We start from the raw sequence: 21,210 nt of genomic DNA on the forward strand, positions 1-21,210 counted from the left end.
GGTATCATCACCGCATGTCTTACGTCTGGTTGTCCTGATGCGGATCCTGGTCAGCAATGACGACGGTGTCGATGCGCCCGGGATCCAGATCCTGGCCCAGGGGCTGCGCGATGCCGGTCACGAGGTGATGGTGGTGGCGCCCGACCGCGACCGCAGCGGTGCCAGCAACTCGCTGACGCTGGATGCGCCGATCCGGGTGGTGCGACTGGATGCATCCACCTGGAAGGTGTACGGCACGCCCACCGACTGCGTGCATGTGGCCTTGAGCGGCATGTTGGACGCGCTTGGGCTGCAGCCGGACATGGTGGTGTCGGGGATCAACAACACCGCCAACCTGGGCGATGACGTGATCTATTCCGGGACGGTGGCGGCGGCGATGGAGGGCCGCTTCCTGGGGCTGCCGTCGGTGGCGGTGTCGCTGGTCACCGAGGATCACCTGGGCCGGCATTATTCAAGCGCCGTGCGCGCGGTGTTGGCGATTGTCGAACGGTTGCGGCGTGACCCGCTGCCGGCCAGCACCATCCTCAACGTCAACGTCCCCGACCGGCCCTGGGACGAGATCCGCGGCTTTGCCACCAGCCGGCTGGGGCATCGTCATCGCGCCGAGCCGTGCATCCCGCAGGTGGACGCGCGCGGCCGCCAGTGGTGGTGGGTCGGGGCCGCCGGGGATGAGCAGGACGCCGGGCCGGGAACGGATTTCCACGCCGTCCGCAGTGGCCAGATCGCCATCACGCCGCTGCACGTTGATCTCACCCGCTACCAGGCCCTCGACCAGGTGGCGGGCTGGGTCGAAGCCCTGACCGACGCAGCGGAGGTGGCGGCATGACGGCCCGGCTGCGGCTGCATTCGAGCCATCTCGGTCTGGGCTTGACCGGCCAGCGCGTGCGCGACCGCCTGATCGAGGATCTGCGGGCGTGCGGGATTTGCGACGGGCGCGTGCTCGACGCCATCCGCACCGTGCCGCGGCACCAGTTCGTGGACGAGGCGCTGGCCAGCCGCGCGTATGAGAACAACGCGTTGCCGATTGGTCATGGCCAGACCATCTCGCAGCCGTATGTGGTGGCCCGGATGACCGAAGCGGTGCTGCGCGTGCAGCCGGCGAAAGTGCTGGAGATCGGCACCGGCTCCGGCTATCAGGCGGCAGTTCTGGCGGCACTGGGGCTGGAGGTGTTCACCGTCGAGCGCATCGGGGATCTGTTGCGGACTGCGCGCAAGCGCTTCCGTAGCCTCGGCCTGCACGTGCGCAGCCGGCATGACGATGGCCGGATCGGGTGGCCGGAGCATGCCCCCTTCGATGCCATCCTGGTCACCGCCGCCGCGCCGGCATTGGTGTCGGCGCTGCTGGAGCAACTGGCGCCAGGCGGTGTGCTGGTGGCGCCGGTGGGGCCACCGTCGGGGCAGTCCCTGCTGTGTCTGCACAAAGACGCCCAGGGTGAGGTTCACCAGGACGACTTGGGGCCGGTGAGCTTCGTCCCCTTGCTGTCGGGATTGCAGGACTGATGCGCCTGTTTGGACCGCTCTACCAGCGAGCCCTGGCCTGGTCGCGGCACCCGCGCGCGCCCGCGTTGCTGGCCGGGCTGAGCGTGATCGAGGCGATCGTGTTTCCGGTGATGCCAGAAGTGATGCTGGCGCCGATGTGTCTGGCCCAGCCGCGGCATGGGTTCCGCTTCGCCGGGATCAGTCTGGCCGGGTCGCTGGTGGGGGCGGTGGTCGGCTACCTGCTGGGGCATTACGCCTACGAGGCCGTGCACCCATTGCTGCGCACGCTGGGTTGGCTGGAGCGGATCGATGCCCAGGTGACCAGCCTGCAGGCGATCGTGGCGCATTCGCCGTGGCAGGCGTTCTGGTTGCTGGTGCTGGCCGGGTTCACCCCGATCCCGCTGAAGATGTTTACCTGGGCCAGCGGCATCGTCGGGGTGCCGATGCTGCCGTTTCTGGCGGCGATGCTGGTCGGGCGCGGCAAACGCGTCTATCTGCTGGCGCTGGCGATCCGGCTCGGGGGCGAGCGCGCCGAGCGCGCCCTGCACCGGTGGATCGAGCACATCGGCTGGGGCGTGCTGCTGGCGCTGGCCGGACTGATCGGATGGTTGCTCCTGCGCGGACATGGGGCATCATGAACGCCATGCGTGCAAACCGGATCATCCTGCTGCTGGCGGTGCTGCTAGTGGCCGGCTGTGGCCACACCCGGGTGGTCAAGCCGCCGCGTGAGGCGGCGACCGGCCCGCACGGCGCCACCCCGCCGCCGGCGCGGGTGTCGCAACCCAAGTACGGTGCCACCGTGGTGGTGCAGCGTGGCCAGACGGTGTACCGCATCGCGACCGAAAACGGCATCACGCCGCTGGATCTGGCGTTGTGGAATGACATCCCCCCGCCCTACACCATCTATCCGGGGCAGCGCCTGCGGCTGTATCCGAAGAACGACCGGGACAGTCAGGCCCCGGCACCGTCCCCCGGTCAGGCGCAAGGCGGCAGCCGGCCGCCAGCCGCATCCTCCGCGCCGACGGCACCTGCGCCGGCCCCGGCGCCGGCAGCGCCCGTCAGCACCCTGCGCTGGCAGTGGCCGGCAGACGGCAGCGTGGTCGCCACGTTCCAGGCGGGCGACCCCACCCGCCAGGGCGTGGACATTGCCGGCAAGGCCGGCCAGCCGGTTCGGGCCGCGGCCGATGGCGTGGTGGTGTATTCCGGCAATGGGCTGGTGGGCTATGGCGAGCTGATCATCGTCAAGCACAACGACCAGTGGCTGTCGGCCTACGGCCATAACCGGGCGCGGCTGGTCAACGAAGGCGCCCTGGTCAAAGCAGGGCAGCAGATCGCCGAGATGGGCCATACCGGCACCAACCGCGACATGCTGCACTTCGAGATCCGCTACAACGGCAAGCCGGTGGATCCGTTGCAGTACCTGCCCAAGCGCTGACAGGCGCTGGCGTATGGCCCGCAGCAGGCGCGCCAGGACCGGCCTTGCGCCGGCCTGGGCCAGAACGATGCCCTGATTTCAAAGGGATTGGACTGTAGGGGCGACGCATGCGTCGCCCCTACAAGGGTCAGGACACTGCCTTGAATACAGGATTCCGCGCTTTTAAAGCGTGCGTTGAATCGTGCGTTTCGACTGGATCGCGGGCACGCGGTTGGTTGCTTCCGGACGGCATATTGCTGGCCGTCGCTGGTTGCATCGCGGGGCTTGATGCGCAGACGCGGTGCCTTTGGCGCGCAAGGTTCACCAGCCAAGGGCGTTCAAGGTGCTGGTGAAAAAACCGCGCCGCGCGTCGGGGCGCGGCGGCGGTCAATGGCAGGGCGGTTTTTTTGAATCAAACACCCTTCAGCGCAGCGTGCGCAGGGTCAGTTCCAGTTCGGTCTGGCCCGCCTTGCGTTGCACGATGCGGACGGGGGCAGGGATATCCGGGGCGATCCAGACCAGGATCTGCCGGTCATCGTCGCTGCGCACGACCCGGGTGGCCTGGATTTTCTGGCCGCCGATGTCCAGCGTGTCCTTGCCCTGGGCTTGGTAGGTCTGCTGATGGGCGGTGCCGTTGTCCACCACCCGGTAGCGCAGCGGTTTGCCGCTGGCAAGGTCGCGCTGGATGGCCAGGTTGACCAGCATGCCGTCGATGTCGCCGTCCTGCAGCGCTACCGGGCCGGTGCGATCGGGTTTGACGTCACCGCTCCAGCGCGCTTCCCGCGCAGTCCAGTCGTAGCGGGCGTCTTTCTGGCTTTTCTTGAACAGCAGTTGGGCGCTGTCGCTGCCCGACAGCGGCCGCAGCTGGCCGTTGCGCTCCTCGAACACGGTGACCTGGCGGGCGCTGCCCACCGCGTTCTGGACGCTGAGTTCGTAGCGCCAGCGGTTGCCGTCCTGGGGTTGCAGGCTGATGCGGGCATCGGCCGGGACGCCTTTCCAGTTGGCGTCGTAGTCGGCGACGAACGGCTTGATTGCCCAGGCCGGCGCGGTGGCCAGCAGCAGGAGCAGGGTCAGCGGGCGCAGTGCGTGCATCGATCGATCCTCGGGCAGCCGCGCACGGCGCGGTCAGGGTGAGAGGGACTCTAGGGACAGCGGTGTAAACAGCGGCTGACCATCCACCCAGGCGCGGCCATCGCGTTCGGCCAGCCGGCCGGCGGCGGCCAGCCGCAGCACGCCGACCAGCAGCGGATGCTCCACCGCAAGCACGCGTGCGGCCAGCCGGTCGGCATCGTCGCCCGGCAGTACGGGCACCCGGGCCTGGGCGATCACCGGGCCACCGTCCAGCTCCGCGGTCACGAAGTGCACGCTGGCGCCGTGCTCGCTGTCGCCAGCGTCCAGTGCGCGCTGGTGGGTGTGCAGGCCCTTGTATTTGGGCAGCAGCGCGGGATGGATGTTGAGCAGCCGGCCCTGGAAGCGCTGCACGAAGTCCGGGCCAAGAATGCGCATGTAGCCGGCGCAGACGATCCAGTCCGGTGCGGCGGTGGCAATCGCATCGCCCAGCGCCGCGTCGAACGCGGCGCGGCTGCCGTAGGACTTGGGGGTGCGTGCCCAGCGCAGGGCTTCGGGCACCCGGAGGAGAGCCGGGGCGTCGGGGTTGTCCGAGAATACGCCGACCACCTGTGCGTCCAGGGTGCCGGCGGCGATGGCGTCGAGGATGGCCTGCAGATTGCTGCCGCGGCCGGAGGCAAGGGCGGCGATGCGGATGGGCATGGCGTCAGGTCAGCCGATACGCAGACGGTCGCCGTCACGCGGCGGGGTGACCTGGCCGATCCGCCAGTGGGCCAGGCCCAGACGGTCGAGGTCGGCCTCGATGGCGGCCACGTCGGCCGGGTCGGCCATCAGGACGTAGCCGATACCGCAGTTGAAGGTGCGCCACATTTCCGGCTCGGCCACGCCGCCTTCGCGCTGCAGCCAGTCGAACACAGCCGGGCGCGGCCAGCTGGACACGTCGATGTCCAGCCCCAGCGGGGCCGGAACCACGCGGATGATCTTTTCCACCAGCGCGCCGCCGGTGACGTGCGCCATCGCGTGGATGTCGTGCTTGGCCAGCAGTTCCAGCACTGGCTTGACGTAAATGCGGGTGGGCGCCATCAGCGCGTCGGCCAGGGTGGTGCCGCCCAGGTCGAGGTCGAGCGGGTTGCCGGCGCGCTGCAGGATCTTGCGGATCAGCGAGTAGCCGTTGGAATGCGGGCCGCTGGAGGCCAGACCGATCAGCACGTCGCCCGCGCGCAGGGCGCTGGAATCGATCAGCTTGGACTTCTCCACCGCGCCGACGGCGAAGCCGGCGAGGTCATAGTCGCCGGGCGGGTACATGTCCGGCATTTCCGCCGTCTCGCCGCCGATCAGCGCACAGCCGGCAATCTCGCAGCCCTTGGCAATGCCGGCGACCACGTTGACCGCGGTGTCCACGTCCAGCTTGCCGGTGGCGAAGTAGTCCAGGAAGAACAGTGGTTCGGCGCCCTGCACCAGCACGTCGTTGACGCACATCGCCACCAGATCCTGGCCGATCGTGTCGTGGCGATTCAGTTGCTTGGCGAGGATCAGCTTGGTGCCCACACCGTCGGTGCCGGAGACCAGCACCGGCTCCCGGTAGCGGCCGGCCAGGTCGAACAGACCGCCGAACAGGCCTACGCCGCCTAAGACTTCGGGGCGCAGGGTACGGCGAACCAGCGGCTTGATGCGCTCGACCACGGCATTGCCGGCATCAATGTCAACACCGGCATCGCGGTAGGTCAGGCCGGAAGAGGAGGGCGTGGAAGGCGTCACGGCAGGCTCGCGCGGGCATTGTGAATCCGCGATTTTAGCAGCCGCGCAACCCGGACATGGACGTGTCCGTCCGCCTGCGGCACCATTTCCCCACGCAATGGCCGGAACTCCGGCGAGGAAGGGCGATGCAAACCAAGCCGCGATGGACGATGCAACCGGGTCTGGGCTGGCTGCGGGCAGCGCTGCTGGCCGCGGTGCTGGGTTTGTGGCTGCCGGGCGTGGTGTGGGCACAGCGGGTCGAGGGGGATCGCGCGGTCGCCGAAGGGCCGTACCAGACCGAAGTGAGTGTGCGCAACCAGACCGCGGCGGAGCGCGACAAAGCCTTTGCCCGTGCGCTGGCGCAGGTGCTGGCCAATCTGACCGGCGATCGCAACGTTGCCGACCGTGACGATGCGCGCCGGGTGCTGGCGCAGGCCGAGGACTATGTCGAGGGTTACGACTATCGGCAGGATGAGGGTGTCGGCCCGAGCGGGGCACCCAGTTTCCAGACCATGCTGGTGGTGCGCTTTCGGCCCGCCGACATCGATGATCTGGTCGATTTGCTCGGCCTGCCGCGCTGGCCGCAGCTGCGTCCAAAACCCGTGCTGTGGCTGGCCATCGACGATGGCCGCGGCCCGCGTCTGGTCGGGCTGGGTCAGGTCAATGCCGCCCGTGCGATTCTGGATGCGGCCAAGGCGCGCGGTTATGCCTTGGGGCTGCCGCAGGGAACCGCGGCCGAACAGGCGGCGGTGGGGGCGATCTGGCGGGGCGACGTGGCGGCGATCACGGCGCTTTCTCGCCGCTACAGCCCGCCGATCCAGTTGATCGGCCGGCTACGGCGCGATTCCTCCAGCTGGGTGGCGGACTGGACGCTGGTTGACAACGGCAAGGTGCTGGCCAGCTGGCAGCGCCTGGATGCTGATCCGCGCCGTGCCATGGCCGACGGCGCGCAAGGGGCTGCCGATGCGCTGTTCAAGCGCTATGCCCGCAGCAACTCGGGCGCCACGCCGGGGGCTTACCGGCTGCGCATCCTCGGCCTGCGCAGTGCCGATGATTACCTGCGGCTGATGGGCTATCTGGATGACCTGCCGGGCGTGCGGCGCCTGCTGCCGGTGCTGGCCATGCCCGATCACCTGGAGCTTCAGGTGGAACTGGCCGGCGGTCTGGGCACGTTCACCCGGTATGTGGATCGCGGCACCGTGCTGGCGGCGGTGCCGGCCAGCGACGATGGTCGTGCGGGCTCGCCGGCCGAATTCAGGATGCGGGGAGAGTGAGCATGCAGCGTGACGAGGATCTGGCCACCATTGCCGCGTTTTATCGGCGCGTACAGTGGACGGCGCTGTTGCTGGGGATCGGCTGGCTGGTGTGGCTGCTGGCGCCGATCCTGACCCCGTTTGCCTTGGCCGCGCTGCTGGGCTGGCTGGGCGATCCGATGGTGGATCGCCTGGAGCGGCGGATGTCGCGCAACTGGGCCGTGACGCTGGTGTTTTCCAGCATCGTCCTGCTCATGCTGCTGGTATTGGTGCTGCTGTTGCCGGTGCTGGAGGCGCAGGTGATGACCCTGGTCGATTCGCTGCCGGGCTACCGCGACTGGTTGGTGCAGACCGCGCTGCCCTGGCTGGAACGGCGCACCGGGTTGCAGATCCTGGCCTGGTTTGACCCGCAGCGCCTGTTTGAGCTGATCCGCACGCACTGGCAGAGTGCAGGGGGTATCGCGGCGGTGGTGCTGGGCTATGTCTCGCGCTCCGGTATTGCCCTGCTGGCCTGGCTGGCCAATCTCGCCCTGCTGCCGGTACTGACCTTTTTCTTTCTGCGCGACTGGGATCTGATCGTGGAGCGCATCGCCACCCTGGTGCCGCGCAATCATTACGACACCGTGCGTGCGCTGGCGCAGCAGACCGACGAGGTGCTGGGCGGCTTTCTGCGCGGCCAGATGCTGGTCATGCTGATTCTTGGGGTGCTGTATGCCCTTGGGTTGTGGCTGGTGGGGCTGGATCTGGGCATCCTGATCGGCCTGGTGGCCGGGCTGTTGACCTTCGTGCCGTATCTGGGGCCGGCTTCGATCGTGATCTTCGGCGGGCTGGCGGCGCTGGTGCAGTTTGGTGACTGGCAGCATCTGCTGGGGGTGGGCATCGTGTTCACCGTCGGCCAGCTGGTGGAGAGCTTTCTGCTGACGCCGGTGCTGGTGGGCGATCGCATCGGCCTGCATCCGATGGCGGTGATCTTTGCGGTAATGGCCGGTGGCACCCTGTTTGGCTTTCTCGGCATGCTGCTGGCGCTGCCGGTGGCGGCGGTGGCCAACGTCGTGCTGCGCCATCTCGGCGAGCGGTATCGGCACAGCCGGCTGTATGCCGGCGATACGCCGGCGATTCTGCTGGATATCGAGCAGATGCCACCGGCCAGCGACGAACAGGCGGGTTGACGTCGATGGAACCTTGGGTTGCGCAGTTGCCACTGGCGCTGCGGGCGCCGCCGGATCAAACCCTGGACGGCTACGTGCAGCCGCCGCCGGGGTTGTGTCCGCAGTTGCAGGCGCTGGCAGCGGGCGAGTCGGGCAGTGTGTACCTGCACGGTGGTAAAGCCACCGGCAAGAGCCATCTGTTGCTGGCGACCTGCATGCAGGCGCAGGCACAGGGGCGGCGGGTGGCGTATCTGTCGTTGCGTGGTCTGCGTGGCCGCCTGCGTGATGCCAGTGGCGGGCTGGACGGGGCCGCGCTGGTGGCGCTGGACGATATCGAGGTGATTGCCGGCGAACGCAGCGACGAGGTGGCGCTGTTCGATCTGCACAACCGTTTGCGCGATGCCGGGTGCAGCCTGCTGTATGCCGCTGCCGACGCGCCGGATGCGCTCGGGCTGAGCCTGCCCGACCTGCGTTCCCGCCTGGCCCACTGCATGCGCTGGACGCTGCCGGTGCTGGACGATGACGGTCGTGCCGAGTTGCTGCGCCGGCGTGCCGCCGCGCGCGGCCTGGATCTGGAGGCGGCGGCACTGGACTGGCTGTTGCGTCGGGTCAACCGCGATCTGGGGAGCCTGACCGCGTTGTTCGACCGGCTCGACCGGGCGTCGTTGGCGGCGCAGCGGCGGTTGACCGTGCCCTTCCTGCGGCAGGTGCTGGGCGGGCAGGGCGGCGATAGAGCCGACGTGTGAGCCACCACGCCGTCAGGGGCAATCAAATCCGTCGTGCCCCCTGCGCCGCCTGCCCGGTGATGCGAATCAGCGCACGCCCAGTTGCTGCTCCAGCTGCGCCAGCCGCTCCGGGGTGCCCACGTCGGTCCAGCGGCCACGGTGGTGTTCGCCGCTGATCGCCCCGTGGGCCATGTGCGCGCGCAGGAGCGGTGCCAGTGGGAAGGCGGGCTGGCCGTTGATCCATGCTGGCGCTGTGATCACCGCCTGCCAGTCGTCGAGCAGGTGTGGCCGGTACACACCGATGCCGGCATAGGTGAGTCTGCGGCTGCCCTCGGCCTGCACGCTGCCGTCTGCCGCCAGTGCAAAATCTCCCTGCGGCGCCTGCGGTGGGGGATCGACCAGCACCAGATGCGCCAGCCCGCGCGGTGCGTGCGGCAGGCGGGCGAAGTCGTAATCCGTCCAGACGTCGCCATTGACCAGCAAAAACGGCGCCTCGCCCAGCAGCGGGCGGGCGTGCAGCATGCCGCCGCCGGTATCCAGTGGCGTGTCGCCTTCGTGGGCGTAGCGGATACGCAGGCCCCAGCGGGCGCCGTCACCCAGCCGGGCCGGGAACTGCGCCGCCAGCCAGGCGGTGTTGATCACCACGTCGGTGATGCCCAGCGCCGCCAGTTTTTCCAAATGCCACTCGATCAACGGTTTGCCGCCGACCGGCAGCAGCGGCTTGGGGGTATGCAGGGTCAGCGGACGCATCCGCTCGCCCAGTCCGGCGGCGAAGATGAGCGCCTTCATGTTGTCACCCTGGCAAAGGCGGGTTTGAGGGTGCGCTCCAGCAGCTCGCGCAGCGGGTCGAGTTCGCGGTATTTCGGCACCACCGCATCGAGGTAGGCGAAGAAGCGCGGAGCATCCTGCAGGTAGCGTGGTTTGCCGTCGCGATGGTGCAGGCGGGCGAAGATGCCCAAGATTTTCAGATGCCGCTGCACGCCGCACCAGTCGGCATCGCGCAGGAACAGGTCGAGCGCGGGCACTGGCAGGCCGGCGGCTACGGCGCGGGCATGGTAGTCGCGCAGCCAACGTTCAACGCGCGGCTCGGGCCAGCTGAGAAAGGCATCGCGCAGCAGGCTGACCGGGTCGTAGGCGATGGGCCCCAGCACCAGATCCTGGAAATCCAGCACGGCCGGCCCGTCCGCCACTGGCATCAGGTTGCGCAGCATGAAGTCGCGGTGGGTGGGGACGCGCGGCTGCGCCAGCATGGCGTCCATCAACCGGCGCTGGGCCAGTTGCAGGCGTTCGGCGTCGTCACAGCCCAGTGCGATGCCGAGGTGACGGCGCACGAACCAGTCTTCAAACAGGCCGGCATCCCGCTGCAGCAGGGCTTCGCCGAACACCGGCATGTCGGCAGGCAGGGCCATCGACTGCAGCCGCACCAGCTGCGCGATGGCCCCTGCCATATGGGTGTCGGCGGTGTCAGCATCGATCACCTGCGCCACGGTCGGCCCACCCAGGTCTTCCAGCAGCAGGAAGCCGGCGTCGATATCGCGTGCCAGCACCTGTGGCACGCGCACGCCGCCGGTCTCCAGCATGTCGCGCACGCGCAGCCAGGGTCGGACGTCGTCCTGACCCGGCGGCGAATCCATCAGGATGTACGAAGGGGTGATCCCCGCCGTGCGCCAATAGCTGCGGAAACCGGCATCGCTGGAGGCGGGTTCAAGCAGCAGATCGGGAGTGCCGAGGACGGCACGGACCCAGTGCAGCCGCTGCTGGCTGCGGTCGTTGACGAAAGGATCGGTCATCGCCACAGGGTAAACTGCGCGCCGGTCATTGCGCAGTGCAAGCGAGGCTTAAGCGGTGGCGATATTACAGCCCGTCCTGTTGTCCGGGGGTTCCGGCACCCGTCTGTGGCCGCTGTCGCGCGAGGCCTATCCCAAGCAGTTCCTGCCGCTCGTGGGCGACGCCACCATGCTGCAGGCCACCTGGCAACGGGTGGCGGCGTTGACCGATGCCGCCCCGATCGTGGTCGCGGGCGAGGACCACCGCTTTCTGGTGGCCGAGCAGTTGCGCCAGATCGGCGCCCCGACCCCGGCGATCCTGCTGGAACCGGTCGGCCGCAACACGGCCCCGGCGATCGCGGCGGCGGCGCTGCAGGCCATGGCCAACGGCGAGGACCCGCTGTTGCTGGTGCTGCCGTCCGATCACGTGGTGCGCGACGAGGCCGCCTTCCAGACGGCCGTGCGCGCCGCCATGCCGGCCGCTGCCGACGGCATGCTGGTGACGTTCGGGATCGTGCCGACGGCGGCCGAAACCGGCTTCGGGTACATCCAGGCCGCTCCCGGCGATGGGGTGCGCCCGGTCGTGAGGTTTGTCGAGAAACCCGATGCGGCAACAGCCCAAGCCTATCTTCAGGCGGGTGGCTATTACTGGAACAGCGGCATGTTCCTGCTGCGTGCCTCGCGCTATCTGGACGAACTGCAGCGCTTCCGCCCGGACATCGTTGCCACTGTTCGTGCCGCGTTTGCCGCGGCCAGCCGCGATGGTGATTTCATCCGCCTGGACAAGGCGGCGTTTGCGGCCTGTCCGTCGGATTCGATCGACTACGCGGTGATGGAAAAGACCGACGCCGCAGGCGTGCTGCCGGTGGAGATCGGTTGGAACGATGTCGGCTCGTGGGCGGCGCTGTGGGAGGTCAGCGAGCAGGACACCGATGGCAATGCCCATCACGGCGATGTGATCGCCATCGACAGCCGCAACAGCTATGCCTATGCGCGCCGGCTGGTGGCGCTGGTGGGCGTCGAAGATCTGGTGGTGGTGGAAACCGACGACGCCGTGCTGGTGGCGCGCAAAGACAAGGTGCAGCAGGTCAAGGACGTGGTGGCGCGGCTGAAGGCCGATGCCCGCACCCAAGCGGTGCTGCACCGGGAAGTGCATCGCCCGTGGGGCAGCTATGACTCGGTGGACATGGGCGACGGCTTTCAGGTCAAGCGCATCAAGGTGAAACCCGGCGCCCGGTTGTCACTGCAATCGCACGCCCGCCGCGCCGAACACTGGGTGGTGGTGCGCGGCATTGCCCGCGTGACCCGCGACAACGACGTGTTCGATCTCTATCCCAACCAGAGCACCTACATCCCGATCGGCGCCAAGCACCGGCTGGAAAACCCGGGCCACGAGCCGCTGGAGCTGATCGAGGTGCAATCCGGCGACTACCTTGGCGAAGACGACATCGTGCGTTACGAGGACGTGTACGGGCGCAGCTGACGCGGCGGGGCGGTGACGCTTAGCCCAACGAGGCCAGCCAGTCGTCGTCGCTGCCTTCCGGCACATCCGCCAGCAGCGCGGTGCTCAAATAGCGCTCGCCGGTGTCCGGCAGCATGGCCAGCAGCACGCTGCCTGCCGGGGCGGTGTCGGCAATCGCAAGGGCGGTGGCCAGCGTGCCACCGGCGGAGATGCCAACGAAGAGGCCTTCTTCAGCCGCCAGCCGGCGTGCGGTGGCGATCGCCTGCTCGTCGCTGACGGTATGCAGGGCGTCCGCCACGCTGCGGTCGAGCACGTCGGGCACGAAATCCGGCGTCCAGCCCTGGATCTTATGCGGCTGCCAGGTATCGCCCTTGAGCAGGGCGGCGCCGGCCGGTTCCGTGGCGGCGATGCGTACGTCGGGGCGGGCCAGCTTGAGCATCTGGCCGACGCCGGTCAGGGTGCCGCCAGTGCCCCAGCCGCTGACGAACCAATCCAGCCGCTTGCCGGCAAAGTCGCGCAGAATCTCGGCGGCGGTGGTGCTGCGGTGGAAGGCCGGGTTGGCCGGGTTGGCGAACTGGCTGGCCAGAAACCAGCCATGGCGTTCGGCCAGTTCGCGGGCCTTGCGCACCATGCCGCTGCCGCGTTCGGCGGCTGGCGTCAGGATGACCTTGGCGCCATAGGCGCGCATCAGCTTGCGGCGCTCCACCGAGAAAGTCTCGGTCATCACCGCGACGAACTTGTAGCCACGGGCGGCGGCGATCATCGCCAACGCCACGCCAGTGTTGCCGGACGTGGCCTCGACGATGGTGTCGCCCGGTTTCAGCAGCCCGCGCCGTTCGGCATCGAGGATGATCCCAAGCGCCAGGCGGTCTTTGACCGAGCCGCCTGGATTGAACGCCTCCACCTTCACGTACAGGTGGACGTGCCGGGGCGGCAGCCGGTGCAGCCGCACGATGGGGGTGTTGCCGATGGTGTCGAGAATGCTGTCGTAGAGCGCCATGGGGGGGTCTGGGTGCGCACGGAGGCGCGCATGGGGGGCGTCCACGCTAGACCGGCACCTGTGAACAGGGAAGTGCGAGTTTGCTGTTTTCTTATGCCCTGAAGGCATGAGCATTGCCAGATAAGGCTTGCGGCATGGTTATAATCAAATCGCATCATCCGGATGCGGCGATATTCAAGAGTCTGTCGTCATGACCCTGACCCAGTTGCGCTATCTGGTGGCCATTGCCGATGCCGGCTTCAATATCACCCAGGCCGCCGAGCGCGTGCACGCCTCGCAGCCGGGGCTGTCGAAGCAGCTCAAGCAGCTGGAAGACGAGCTGGGTTTCCAGATTTTCCGGCGTCGGGGCCGCAGCCTGGAGGGTGTCTCGCCGGCGGGCGCGCGGGTGATCGAGAGCGCGCGGCGGATCCTGGCCGAGGTCGCCAATATCCGCAGCTTTGCCGCCAACGAGCGCGGCGAGCAGCGCGGCCGGTTGCTGCTGGCCACCACCCACACCCAGGCGCGCTATGTGCTGCCGCCGGCGATTGCCGGGCTGACCCGGCAATACCCGCAGGTCAGCGTCGATCTGTTTGCCGCTGGCGATGCGGAAGTGCTGGCGCGGCTGGATGAGGCGGATTTTGGGTTGCTCAGCACCGCCGGCCCGCCGCCGGCAACGCAGGGGGTGGCGGTGCCGTTGTACCGCTGGCGACGGGTGCTGTTGGTGCCTAAGGCGCACCCGCTGGCGCAGCGCACTACGCCACCGGCGCTGGCCGAGTTGGCGATGTATCCGCTGATTTCATACGAGTCCTCGACGCATCCGGAGTCGTCGCTGCAGCGGGCATTCGCCGCCGCCGGGGTGTCGCCCAAGATCGCCATGACGGCGCGCGATGCCAACCTCATCAAAGCCTATGTCCGCACCGGCCTGGGCGTGGGCCTGCTGGCGGAAATGGCGGTGTCCGGCCGCGAAGACGCTGATCTGCAGGTCGTGCCGGCTCCGCTGGAGTTGCCGGAGTGCATCACCTGGGCGGTGGTGCCGCGCGATCGTGTCCTGCGCGAGTACGCGCTGGCGCTGCTGCATGCGTTGGCACCGCAGATCGACCGGCGCGATCTGCGGCGCGTGCTGGAAGGCAGTCAACCGCCCGACTGGCCGGAGCCGCCACGCTGGCAGGTGCGCTGAAGCAACGGCGTAGGTGTCAGTGGCCCAGCTCGAACACCGCTTCGAGCGTGACCGAGACCGTGTTTTCGCCGGGCGCGACAGCGGTATCCGCCTCAGCCATTGCTGGCATGGACGCCAGCTTGGCCATGCCGGGGAGTGGGCGCGGCAGGTTGCTGCCACCTTCATTCAGGCTGACCACCCGCAGCACCTTCAAGCCCAAGGCATCGGCATAGGTGCGGGCCATGGCCTGCGCCTTTTGTACGGCCACCCGCCGTGCATCCGCCATGGCCGCTTCCGGCTTTTCGATGGTGAAGCTGGGGCCATTGATCTGGTTGGCACCCTGCGCCACCAGCGTATCCAGCACGCGGCCCAGCCGGGCCAGATCGCGCACCTTCACATTGACCGTGTTGCTGGCCTGATAGCCGATGATGGTCGGGGGCTGGTTGTCCCCGTAGCGGTACTGGGGATTGAGCGTGATCCCGCTGGTTTGCACATCGCGGCCCTCGATCCCGGCGGCACGCAACGCCGTCATGACCTTGTCCATGCGCACGGCGTTGTCGCGCATGGCGGTGTTGGCGTCGGCAGCCTGGGTGATCACGCCGGCCGAGAGCAGGGCCAGATCGGGACGGCGGCTGACCTCGCCGGTGGCGGCTACGGACAGCACGGTGGTGTTTGCAGTCGGGGTCGGGGCGGGCGGCGTCTGGGCGGCGGCGGAAAGGACCGGGGTGCTCAGGCTCAGGGCGAGGAGAACGGTGCGCAGCAGCATGGACATGACCTATGGGGATGAACACGACGCCCTCATCATGTACCACTGCGGGGTGAACGCCGGGTGAGCCGGCAGACGTACTCCGGGATGGCCTCTGCTGGCAGGCGACGGCTGCGGGTTAGACTTCGGCCATGCTGTATCTCGCCTCGCGTTCCCCTCGCCGTGCCGACCTGCTGTCCCGTCTCGGGGTGCGCTTCGGTTTGCTTGATCTTGACGTGCCCGAGCACCAGGCGCCGGGCGAGCCGGCCGCCGATTACGTGCACCGGGTGGCGCGCGAAAAGGCCGGTGCCGGGTTGCTGAAGGTGCTGGCCAGCCCCGGCGCGGTGGTGCTGGGTGCGGACACCGAGGTGATCCTGGACGGCCGGGTGTTTGGCAAGCCTGCCGATGCCGCCGAGGCCGCGGCGATGTTGCGTGCCCTGTCCGGCCGCACCCACGAAGTGCTGACCGTGGTATGTCTGGCCTCGGCCGGGCGCGAGGCGCAGGCGGCGGTGGCGACCCGGGTCAGCGTGGATCCGCTGGAGGACGCCGATATCGCCCGCTACCTGGCGACCGGCGAATGGCAGGGCAAGGCCGGTGGGTATGCCATCCAGGGTCGTTTCGAGGCCTATGTGGCGCGTCTGGAGGGGAGCTACTCCGGCGTGATGGGGCTGCCGCTGCGGGAAACCGCACGCTTGCTGCGCGAGTTCGGGGTGCCGGTATGAGCGAAGAGCTGCTGGTCAACGTCACCCCGCGCGAAACCCGCGTGGCGGTGGTCGAAAACGGCATGCTGCAGGAGCTGCACATCGAGCGCGGCAGTCAGCGCGGCGTGGTCGGCAACATTTACAAGGGCAAGGTACAGCGGGTGATGCCCGGCATGCAGGCGGCGTTCGTGGACATTGGCCTGGATCGCGCCGCGTTCCTGCACGCCAACGATATTTTTCGCAGCGCACCGCTGGATGCGGCGGACGGCGAGACGCCAGCGCTGGCGCTGCCACAGGTGCAGGTGCCGGTCACCGAGCTGCTGCGCGATGGTGCCGAGATCGTCGTGCAGGTGGTCAAGGATCCGATCGGCAGCAAAGGCGCGCGGCTCACCACCCAGATCAGTATTCCCTCGCGCTACCTGGTGCTGCTGCCGCGTTCGAAGGTGATCGGCATTTCCGCCCGCATCGAGGATGACGTCGAGCGTGCGCGCTTGAAAGGGTTGATGCAGACCCTGACGGCCGGTGGCCCCGGCTACGGCTACATCGTTCGCACCAATGCCGAGGGGCAGCCGGCCGAGGCCCTGGCCGAGGACATTGCCTATCTCAGCCGGGTCTGGGAGCAGGTCGAAAGCCGTGCCCCCAGTGCGACCGTGGGCAGCTGCCTGTACGAGGACCTGAGCCTGCCGCTGCGTGCGGTGCGTGACCTGATCCGGCGTGATGTCGAGCGCGTGCGGGTGGACTCACGCGAGACCTGCGACCGCCTGCGCGAGTTCGCGGCGCGCTACATGCCGGCGCTGGCCGACAAGATCGAGCACTACACCGGCGCCCGCCCGATCTTCGACATGTACGGCGTGGAAGATGAAATCCAGCGTGCGCTGGAGAAGGAAGTGCCGCTGAAATCCGGCGGCTATCTGGTCATCGACCAGACCGAGGCGATGACCACGGTGGACGTCAACACCGGCAGCTTCCTGGGGCAGCGCAATCTCGAAGAAACCGTCTTCCGCACCAATTTGGAGGCGGCGCAGGCGGTGGCGCGCCAGCTGCGCCTGCGCAATCTGGGCGGGATCATCATCATCGACTTCATCGACATGCAGGACCCCGAGCACCGCCGGCAGGTGCTGCGCACGCTGGAGAAGTCGCTGACCAAGGACCACGCCAAGACCACGGTGTACGACTTCTCGCCACTGGGTCTGGTGGAGATGACCCGCAAGCGCACGGTGGACTCGCTGGAGCGGCAACTGTGCGAGCCCTGCCATGAGTGCGGCGGACGCGGCATGGTCAAGACCGCCGAAACCGTGACCTACGAAATCTTCCGCGAGATCGTGCGTGCGGTGCGGCAGTTCGAGGCGGCACGGCTGCTGGTGATCGCCTCGCCCAAGGTGGTGGCGCGGATCACCGAGGAAGAATCCAACGCGGTGGCCGAGCTGGAGGAGTTCATCGGCAAGTCGATCCGTTTCCAGGCCGATAGCCAGTACCTGCAGGAGCAGTTCGATGTGGTGCTGCTTTGAGCCGCCAGCACGGCGGTCGGGCAAGGCCGCCTGCAGCCCAGATAGGTGTCAGGCCCGGCGTGGGCTGACAACGCCAGGAGGGCGTTGTTTCGGCCTTGCAAAGGAGCGTTGACATGGAGATGCCGTGGCGCCACCGCTTGCGCCTGCTGCGTCGCGGCCTGTGGTACGCGCTGGCGCTGGCCTTGGTGATGGTGGCGTTGCTGGTCACGGTCGTCAGCCAGTTACTCCCGGTCTTGCAGGCGCATCCGGCGCAGGTCGCTGCCTGGCTCAGCCAGCGGGCGGGTCGCCCGGTGGCGTTCGACCGCCTTAAGACGGCCTGGACTCGGCGCGGGCCGCTGCTGCAACTAGATGGGCTGCGGATCGGTGCGGGCGCGCAAGCGCTTGCCGTGGGCGATGCCGAACTGCTGGTGGCGCCTTACACCGGCTGGTTGCCGGGCCATTCGCTGACCGAGCTGCGGCTGCGCGGGCTCGCTCTCACCCTGCTGCGCGGCGCTGACGGGCAGTGGCAGGTGCGTGGCCTGCCGGGGCAGCAGACCGGGGCCGATCCACTCGAGACGTTGTCGCGCCTGGGTGAGTTGCAGCTGGCGCAGGCGCGTCTGCAGGTGCTGGCGCCCGACCTGCATCTGGATGTGCAGGTGCCGCGCATCGACCTGCGCCTGCGCGTCAATGGCACCCGGGTGGAGGCCGGGGCGCGTGCCTGGCTGCGTACCGGCGGGCAGGCCCTGGATGTCGCCGGTACGCTTGATCGCGGCAGCGGCGACGGGCGTTTGTACGCCGGCAGCCGTCGGCTCGATCTGGCCGAGTTCCCGGCGCGGGTGTCGCTGGCGGGCATCACCCCGCAGGCGGGGCGTGGCCAGGCGCAGGTCTGGGCCACCCTGCGCGGGTTTCGGATCGTGGGGGTGCGGGCGATCACCGAGCTCGACAGTGTGGTGCTGGCCGGTACGCCGTGGGCACCGGGTCAGCCAGCACCGCGCCTGACGCTGGGGCCGCTGGTGCTGGATGCCGAATGGGCCGGCACCCTGCGCGACTGGCGGGCACGGGCCTACCGGCTGCGTCTGGGGGCGGCAACGCCAGCGATGGACGGACTGGCGATGGCCGGTGGCCGGCACTGGGCGGTGCGGGCCCGGCATCTGCAGTTGGCCCCCTGGCTGCAACTGGCCACCCTCAGCGATATCGTGCCGCCGCGGCTGCGTGACTGGCTGCATCAGGCGCGTCCGGATGCGGCGCTGGATGACGTGACGCTGACCAGCGTCGGCGATGACCGGCTGCACGTGGCGATGCGGGTGTCAGGCCTTCAGTTCGATCCGGTCGGTCATGCGCCCGGGCTGCGTGGTGTGGCCGGTCGTCTCACTGCCATCGAAGACGGGGTGGTGTTCGCGTTCGATCCGGCGGCGCAGGCGGTGTTCGACTGGCCGGCGGGATTCGGGGTTGCGCATCCGCTCCGGCTGCGTGGCGAGGCCGTGGCCTGGCGTGACTCGGCCGGTTGGGTAGTGCAGACGCCGGGGCTGGCGCTTGAGATCGGGCCGGTACAGGTGCAGGTACGCGGCGGGATCGGGTTCCAGCGTGACGGCAGCCGTCCGCACCTGGATCTGGCCGCCGACATCGGCGACGTGCCTGTGACCCAGGCACGCGGGTTCTGGATCCACTACCTGATGCCGCGCGCCACTGTGGACTGGCTGGATGCCGCCTTGCGGGGCGGCACCCTGCACGCGACGCGGGCGGTGGTGGCGGGCGATCTGGACGACTGGCCGTTTCGCGACGCGCCGGGCCTGGCCGGTGCCGGGGTGTTCCGGGTGGAGACCCAGGTGCAGGACGGGGTGGTTAAGTTTCGTCCGGATTGGCCTGCCGCCGAGCACCTCGATGCGGCGGTGGCATTCGTGGCCGATGGCTTCAGGCTGGATGGCAAGGCCCAGCTCGCTGGGCTTACGGTGTCATCCCTGCAGGCCAGCATTCCCAGCTTCCACCAGCCGGTGCTGGACGTGCAGGCGGCAGGTCGCGGGGATGCGCGCCAGTGGCTGGGTCTGCTGCGGGCAAGCCCGCTCCACACCACCTATGCCGCGGCGATGGACAGCCTGGAGTTGGCCGGCCCGGCGCAGGCGACGCTGCAGCTCAACATCCCGTTGTCGCATGACGGCCAGGGCGTGCAGGTCGCCGGTCGCGTCGATCTGGACGGCGTGCGTCTGCGCGATCGTCAGTACGCACTGGCCTTCGAGCAGTTGCGTGGCCCGCTGCAGTTCGATCAGAACGGCTTTGCCGCCGATGCCATCCAGCTGCGTCAGACCGACGCGCCCGGGGTGCTGGCCGTGCGCGCAGGGCCAGGGCATGTGCGCGATCCGGCGCATGCTTTCGAGGCGCAACTGCAGGTAGCGCTGGACATCGACAGCCTGCTTGATCGCGCCGGCGACCGTCTGGCCTGGCTCAAGCCTTGGCTGCAGGGCAGTGCGCCGTGGACGGTGAGTCTGGCGCTGCCACGTGCGCCGGCACCGGCGGGCAGCGCCCAGTTGCAACTGGCCTCGAATCTGGTCGGCACCGCATTCGCCTTGCCTGCGCCGCTGCGCAAGCCGGCAGCGCAGGCCCTGCCCACCCGCATCGACGTGAACCTCGCGTCTGGTAGTCAGCAGTTCAGCGCCCGCCTGGGCGATCTGCTAGCCCTGCGCGGGCGCAGTGTGGGCGACCAGACCGGGCTGTCCCTGCACTTCGGTGGCGATGCCGCGGGCCCCCCGCCTGCCAGCGGGGTGCTGATCGACGGGACGATGCCGACCCTGGATGCGCTGGGCTGGCTGGGTGTGCTCGGGGCTGGGCGCGGCAGCGATGGCGTGCCCTTGCCTCGTGTGGACGTGCAGGCCGACCGGCTCATGCTGCTCGGGGCTGGGTTCGCCGATGCCCGGCTGCGACTGACGCCGGGTGGCCAGGGCCTGACCGTGCAGCTGCAGGGCAACGGGTTGGAGGGCACCCTGCGGGTTCCGCAGGCGCAGACAGCGGCGGTCACCGGCCAGTTTGACCGGCTGTACTGGACATGGCCGGAAGGTGGCGAGCACGTGCCTTCCGATCCGGCTGCGGCGCAGCTGGATCCGGCAGCCATCCCGCCGTTGGCGCTGGACGTGGCCGATCTCCGGATCGGAGGGGCACGGTTTGGCAAGGCACGGTTCCGCAGCGTCCCGGTCACGGGCGGGATGCGTCTGGATGAGTTCACCACCACCGGCGGTCCGCAGCGGGTGCGCGCCAGTGGCAGTTGGCTGGGGCAGCGTGCGGCGCAGCGTACCCGGCTGAACATGGAGATCGACAGCGACGATGCCGGCACGCTGCTGGCGGCCTTGGGGTTTGCCGGGCAGATCGGCGGCGGGCATGGCCGGCTGGGGCTGAACGCCAACTGGCAGGGCGGCCCGGCAGACCTCGACCTGCGCACCGTGGAGGCCAGTCTGACGCTGGATCTGAAGGATGGGCGTCTGCTCGAGCTGGAGCCGGGGGCTGGCCGGTTGCTGGGCCTGTTTGGCATCGGTCAGCTGCGGCGGCGCCTGATGCTGGACTTCAGCGATTTCTTCCGTAAGGGGTTCACCTTCGATCGCATCCAGGGCAATGCCCGGGTCGATCAGGGCATGTTGCACACCGACAATCTGGCGATCCGTGGGCCGGCGGCGGATATCCTGGTGCGCGGTGACACCGATCTGCGCCATCAGCGCTTTGATCAGCGCGTCGATGTCCAGCCTCGCTCGGCCGGGTTGTTGACCGCGGTCGGGGCGCTGGCCGGCGGCCCGGTCGGGGCGGCAGTCGGGGCGGTGGCCAATGCCGTGCTCGACAAGCCGATGCGCGACATCGGCGCCAAGCATTACCGCATCACCGGCCCCTGGGAGGCCCCCAAGATCGAGGACGTCGTCGAGCCCGGCCCCGCCCCGGCCACCGTCAGCGATTGACGATGGCGCAATCGTCCCCACATCGTCAGCGTGTGAACACGTCCTGCCCGGCGCATGGCCGGGCGCGACGCGAACATGCGCGCAGACGGACGTGTTTCGCTGGCCGCTCATCCCTGGTGGGCGGAACCTCGATAATGAACGCGGCGCCCCCCGCGCCG

The 21,210-nt window shown here is 68.8% G+C and carries 19 protein-coding genes; 12 read left to right on the plus strand and 7 right to left on the minus strand.

The window, feature by feature from the left end:
* The first annotated feature begins 37 nt into the window (after nucleotides 1–37).
* The 4 genes from surE to BUA29_RS00250 are packed head-to-tail and all read left to right on the plus strand — an operon-like array spanning nucleotide 38 to nucleotide 2,914.
* Entirely contained in the window at nucleotides 38–826 is a 789-nt protein-coding gene (gene surE / locus BUA29_RS00235; RefSeq protein WP_072754626.1) for a 5'/3'-nucleotidase SurE, read from the plus strand.
* On the plus strand, nucleotides 823–1,500 hold the full coding sequence (locus BUA29_RS00240) for a protein-L-isoaspartate(D-aspartate) O-methyltransferase (protein WP_072754627.1): 678 nt from the start codon (nucleotides 823–825) through the stop codon (nucleotides 1,498–1,500). The genes surE and BUA29_RS00240 overlap by 4 nt, the downstream gene beginning before the upstream one ends.
* The gene (locus tag BUA29_RS00245) at nucleotides 1,500–2,117 is read left to right on the plus strand and encodes a YqaA family protein (RefSeq protein WP_072754628.1); all 618 of its coding nucleotides are present in this window, start codon (nucleotides 1,500–1,502) and stop codon (nucleotides 2,115–2,117) included. The genes BUA29_RS00240 and BUA29_RS00245 overlap by 1 nt, the downstream gene beginning before the upstream one ends.
* Complete coding sequence (locus BUA29_RS00250; protein ID WP_072754629.1) at nucleotides 2,114–2,914, plus strand: peptidoglycan DD-metalloendopeptidase family protein; 801 nt, start codon at nucleotides 2,114–2,116, stop codon at nucleotides 2,912–2,914. Before BUA29_RS00245 ends, BUA29_RS00250 begins: the two co-directional genes overlap by 4 nt.
* 402 nt (nucleotides 2,915–3,316) lie before the next feature.
* On the opposite strand, the gene BUA29_RS00255 is transcribed toward BUA29_RS00250, so the two are convergent.
* Genes BUA29_RS00255 through purM form a run of 3 tightly spaced genes read right to left on the minus strand, consistent with a single transcriptional unit; the run spans nucleotide 3,317 to nucleotide 5,719 of the window.
* Nucleotides 3,317–3,985: a DUF3108 domain-containing protein gene (locus BUA29_RS00255; RefSeq protein ID WP_072754630.1), complete on the minus strand. Its 669-nt coding sequence runs from the start codon at nucleotides 3,983–3,985 to the stop codon at nucleotides 3,317–3,319.
* 33 nt (nucleotides 3,986–4,018) lie between these two features.
* Nucleotides 4,019–4,663 (minus strand): phosphoribosylglycinamide formyltransferase, encoded by a 645-nt coding sequence (gene purN / locus BUA29_RS00260; RefSeq protein WP_072754631.1) that lies wholly within the window; start codon nucleotides 4,661–4,663, stop codon nucleotides 4,019–4,021.
* Nucleotides 4,664–4,672: 9 nt separating this feature from the next.
* Nucleotides 4,673–5,719 (minus strand): phosphoribosylformylglycinamidine cyclo-ligase, encoded by a 1,047-nt coding sequence (gene purM / locus BUA29_RS00265; protein ID WP_245770465.1) that lies wholly within the window; start codon nucleotides 5,717–5,719, stop codon nucleotides 4,673–4,675.
* Between the two features lie 149 nt (nucleotides 5,720–5,868).
* Between purM and BUA29_RS00270 the strand changes: the two genes are divergently transcribed.
* From BUA29_RS00270 to hda, 3 genes are read left to right on the plus strand one after another with little or no spacing between them, the layout of a single operon-like run.
* A complete protein-coding gene (locus BUA29_RS00270) occupies nucleotides 5,869–6,972 on the plus strand; it encodes a DUF2066 domain-containing protein (RefSeq protein WP_072754632.1) in 1,104 nt (367 codons plus the stop codon).
* Nucleotides 6,973–6,974: 2 nt separating this feature from the next.
* Complete coding sequence (locus BUA29_RS00275) at nucleotides 6,975–8,120, plus strand: AI-2E family transporter (RefSeq protein ID WP_072754633.1); 1,146 nt, start codon at nucleotides 6,975–6,977, stop codon at nucleotides 8,118–8,120.
* A gap of 5 nt (nucleotides 8,121–8,125) precedes the next feature.
* On the plus strand, nucleotides 8,126–8,845 hold the full coding sequence (hda, locus tag BUA29_RS00280) for a DnaA regulatory inactivator Hda (protein WP_072754634.1): 720 nt from the start codon (nucleotides 8,126–8,128) through the stop codon (nucleotides 8,843–8,845).
* Nucleotides 8,846–8,911: 66 nt separating this feature from the next.
* Here the strand turns inward: hda and murU are convergent, their stop codons facing one another.
* Nucleotides 8,912–9,613 carry an N-acetylmuramate alpha-1-phosphate uridylyltransferase MurU gene (murU, locus tag BUA29_RS00285; RefSeq protein WP_072754635.1) on the minus strand — a complete coding sequence of 234 codons (702 nt, stop codon included), beginning with the start codon at nucleotides 9,611–9,613 and terminating at the stop codon, nucleotides 8,912–8,914.
* On the minus strand, nucleotides 9,610–10,614 hold the full coding sequence (locus BUA29_RS00290; protein ID WP_072754636.1) for an aminoglycoside phosphotransferase family protein: 1,005 nt from the start codon (nucleotides 10,612–10,614) through the stop codon (nucleotides 9,610–9,612). Before BUA29_RS00290 ends, murU begins: the two co-directional genes overlap by 4 nt.
* 55 nt (nucleotides 10,615–10,669) lie before the next feature.
* Here BUA29_RS00290 and BUA29_RS00295 point away from each other — a divergent pair, with 55 nt between their 5' ends.
* Nucleotides 10,670–12,073: a mannose-1-phosphate guanylyltransferase/mannose-6-phosphate isomerase gene (locus tag BUA29_RS00295; protein ID WP_072754637.1), complete on the plus strand. Its 1,404-nt coding sequence runs from the start codon at nucleotides 10,670–10,672 to the stop codon at nucleotides 12,071–12,073.
* Between the two features lie 19 nt (nucleotides 12,074–12,092).
* Here BUA29_RS00295 and cysK read toward each other — a convergent pair whose 3' ends face one another.
* Nucleotides 12,093–13,052 carry a cysteine synthase A gene (gene cysK / locus BUA29_RS00300; RefSeq protein WP_072754638.1) on the minus strand — a complete coding sequence of 320 codons (960 nt, stop codon included), beginning with the start codon at nucleotides 13,050–13,052 and terminating at the stop codon, nucleotides 12,093–12,095.
* 190 nt (nucleotides 13,053–13,242) lie between these two features.
* Here cysK and BUA29_RS00305 point away from each other — a divergent pair, with 190 nt between their 5' ends.
* Nucleotides 13,243–14,208: a LysR family transcriptional regulator gene (locus BUA29_RS00305; protein WP_072754639.1), complete on the plus strand. Its 966-nt coding sequence runs from the start codon at nucleotides 13,243–13,245 to the stop codon at nucleotides 14,206–14,208.
* A 16-nt stretch (nucleotides 14,209–14,224) separates the two neighbouring features.
* On the opposite strand, the gene BUA29_RS00310 is transcribed toward BUA29_RS00305, so the two are convergent.
* Entirely contained in the window at nucleotides 14,225–14,959 is a 735-nt protein-coding gene (locus BUA29_RS00310; protein WP_072754640.1) for an SIMPL domain-containing protein, read from the minus strand.
* Nucleotides 14,960–15,084: 125 nt separating this feature from the next.
* On the opposite strand from BUA29_RS00310, the gene BUA29_RS00315 reads away from it, so the two are divergent.
* From BUA29_RS00315 to BUA29_RS00325, 3 genes are all read left to right on the plus strand, one after another.
* A complete protein-coding gene (locus BUA29_RS00315) occupies nucleotides 15,085–15,654 on the plus strand; it encodes a Maf family protein (protein ID WP_072754641.1) in 570 nt (189 codons plus the stop codon).
* On the plus strand, nucleotides 15,651–17,141 hold the full coding sequence (rng, locus tag BUA29_RS00320) for a ribonuclease G (protein WP_072754642.1): 1,491 nt from the start codon (nucleotides 15,651–15,653) through the stop codon (nucleotides 17,139–17,141). The genes BUA29_RS00315 and rng overlap by 4 nt, the downstream gene beginning before the upstream one ends.
* Before the next feature lie 113 nt (nucleotides 17,142–17,254).
* Nucleotides 17,255–21,052, plus strand: coding sequence for a YhdP family protein (locus BUA29_RS00325; RefSeq protein WP_072754643.1), 3,798 nt, complete (start codon nucleotides 17,255–17,257; stop codon nucleotides 21,050–21,052).
* The last annotated feature ends 158 nt before the right edge of the window (nucleotides 21,053–21,210 follow it).

It is taken from the genome of Thermomonas hydrothermalis (assembly GCF_900129205.1).
Lineage (GTDB): Bacteria > Pseudomonadota > Gammaproteobacteria > Xanthomonadales > Xanthomonadaceae > Thermomonas > Thermomonas hydrothermalis.